At 61.1% G+C, this 2,754-nt stretch carries 3 protein-coding genes; 1 reads left to right on the forward strand and 2 read right to left on the reverse strand.

Annotated features, from left to right (window positions below):
• Positions 1-1,341 (reverse strand): valine--tRNA ligase (locus tag ACE3OH_RS21360; RefSeq protein ID WP_374358006.1); only part of this gene is annotated, 1,341 nt, incomplete at its 3' end.
• 181 nt (positions 1,342-1,522) lie between these two features.
• A complete protein-coding gene (locus ACE3OH_RS21365; RefSeq protein ID WP_374358009.1) occupies positions 1,523-2,275 on the reverse strand; it encodes a substrate-binding periplasmic protein in 753 nt (250 codons plus the stop codon).
• Positions 2,276-2,437: 162 nt separating this feature from the next.
• On the opposite strand from ACE3OH_RS21365, the gene ACE3OH_RS21370 reads away from it, so the two are divergent.
• Positions 2,438-2,754: iron chelate uptake ABC transporter family permease subunit (locus tag ACE3OH_RS21370; RefSeq protein ID WP_374358012.1), on the forward strand; the 317-nt coding region annotated here is incomplete at its 3' end.

Raw genomic sequence — 2,754 nt, forward strand, 5'->3', positions numbered from 1 at the left:
CTGGCCGGCTTCGTCATACCAGGCGGGAATCTGGTGACCCCACCACAGCTGGCGGCTGATGCACCAGTCCTGGATATTGTTCATCCACTGGTTGTAGGTATTCACCCAGTTTTCCGGATAGAACTTCACCTGGCCCGAAGCCACGGCTTCAATCGATTTCTCGGCAATGGTCTTGCCGGTCGGGTCATCCTTGCCCACCCGGCTCATCGCCATAAACCACTGGTCGGTCAGCATCGGCTCCAGCACCGAGCCGGTACGGTCGCCCTTGGGCACCATCAGCTTGTGCGGCTTCACTTCGCCCAGCACACCCGCCGCTTCCAGATCGGCGACAATCAGCTTGCGCGCATCCTTCACCCGCAGGCCGGCATAGGCGGCTGGCAGCGGCAGGGTGCCCAGCACCGTGCCATCGAGCGCAAATACCTGCGCTTCGGCCAGGATGGTGGCTTGCAGGCTCATCACATTGATCAGCTGGGTGTTGTGGCGCTTGCCCACCTGATAGTCGTTGAAGTCATGGGCCGGGGTGACCTTGACCACGCCGGTGCCGAATTCCTTGTCGACATAGCTGTCGGCAATGATGGGGATTTCGCGCTGGGTCAGCGGCAGGATCACCGTCTTGCCGATAAGGGCGGTGTAGCGCTCGTCCTCCGGGTGCACCATCAGTGCCACGTCGCCGAGCATGGTTTCCGGCCGGGTAGTGGCAACGGTGAGGTGGCCGCTGCCATCCTTGAGCGGATAGCGGATATGCCACATCGAGCCGTCTTCTTCGACGTTTTCCACTTCCAGATCGGAAATCGAGGTGCCCAGCACCGGGTCCCAGTTCACCAGGCGCTTGCCACGGTAGATCAGGCCCTGCTCATACAGGCGCATAAAGGCCTCGCTGACCGTCTCGGAGCGAGCCGCGTCCATGGTGAAGTATTCCTGCGACCAGTCGACCGAGCAGCCCATGCGGCGCATCTGGCCGGTAATGGTGCCGCCGGACTTTTCCTTCCATTCCCATACTTTTTCGATAAAAGCATCGCGCCCGAGGTCATGGCGGCTGATCTTCTGCTCGGCCAACTGGCGCTCCACCACGATCTGGGTGGCGATACCGGCGTGATCGGTACCCGGCACCCACAGGGTGTTGTGGCCCTTCATGCGGTAGTAGCGGGTCAGGCCATCCATGATGGTCTGGTTGAAGGCGTGACCCATATGCAGGGTGCCGGTGACATTGGGCGGCGGCAGCTGGATGCTGAATGAGGGCGCGCTCGCATCCATGCTCGGCTTGAAATAGCCGGCGGTTTCCCAGTGTTGGTACCAACGGCGTTCGATATCGCCGGGTTCAAAGCTCTTGGCCAGTTCCATGGTGGTCTAATCGTTCGTGTCGCAAAGCCGCTGATTATAAGCGGGAATCACGAACGAATTGCGGCTGGCACACCGGCAAGACCAAGTTCAATGCCTAGCACGACCACCAGCCCGGGGCAGCCGGTCCGGCCAGGCGGTGCGACAAGCCAAGCCAGCCGCCCTTGACTGGCCGCGCCTGCGCTTACCAAGCTTTCATGCCGTATTTGGCCAGTATCTTGTCCAGCTCGCCACTCTGGCGCAGCTTCTCTGCCGTGGCATTGACCGCCTTGACGATATCGGCAGCCTTTGCATGCTTGGCGCCAACACCGATATACAGCGGGTTGCTCGGCATACAGCCGGCCAGCACCACGCCCTGAAGCTCCTTGATGGACTTGCGGGCGTACTCGAGTACCGAGGGGTTTTCCACCAGGGCGGTAATCCGGTGTGCTTTCAGTTTCTTGACATTGGCATCGAGCGGATTGTCGCCGGTAATCGGCTGGATTCTCCCGGGATTTGCCTTGGCCCACTTCATGAAATCATCGGCGTATTCATAGCCCGACGCGGTGCCCACCGAGGCCAGGCGAGAGAGATCGGCCAATGCGTGATACTTGAAACTGTCGCCCTCATTCACAAAGAAACAGGTGGCATCCAGACCCATCTTGTCGCTGACCAGCAGCCCATCGCGATCACCATCGGTCAAACCGACCACGGCTGTGATCTTGTCCGCGCGCACCTCTTCCAGCGCCCGCGCCCAGGGCATCAGCTTGTAGTCCACCTTATTGCCGGTCGCCTTGGCTGCCTGATCCAGAATCTCGATCATATAACCGGGGTTGGCGCTGCCCGGCTCGCAGTTATACGGGCACCAGGTATCGGCACGCACCGACCACACCTCGGCCTTGGCGGTGCTGCTCAACAGAACGACAAATAGAAAAACCATCTGGACCAAGCGCAACATTGAAGTTCCTCCCCGTTCGTGTAGATGGCGGCAGCAACAACCACCGGCTCCACACAGTAAAGGCCACCCCTTGCCTGCTTGCCAAGGTGAAACAAGGTCAGTGCGCACACTGCCGATATGGCACCGCGGTCGCCGGCCTGCTGGCTACAGTAAACTGATGGAATGCGCCATTTCCCCCTTCCCCCTGCCAAGCGCAGCCAGACCCTGTGGCTGGGCTTGTTCTGCCTGATGCTGCTGGCCGTGCTGGCCATTGCCAGCGGCACCGTCGCCATTCCGCCCTGGCGCATTCCTGCCTTGTTGGCCGGCAATCTGAGCGGCGAGCAGGATGAAATCTGGCAGAGTGTCTTGCTGTCGCTGCGATTGCCACGCCTGTTGCTTGCCCTGGCCACCGGCAGCGCGCTGGCCATTGCCGGTTGTGCGCTGCAGGCGGTGTTCCGCAACCCGCTGGCCGAGCCCGGGCTGATCGGCGCCTCCAGTGG

This window comes from Chitinimonas sp., assembly GCF_041904975.1.
Taxonomy (GTDB): Bacteria; Pseudomonadota; Gammaproteobacteria; order Burkholderiales; family Chitinimonadaceae; genus Chitinimonas.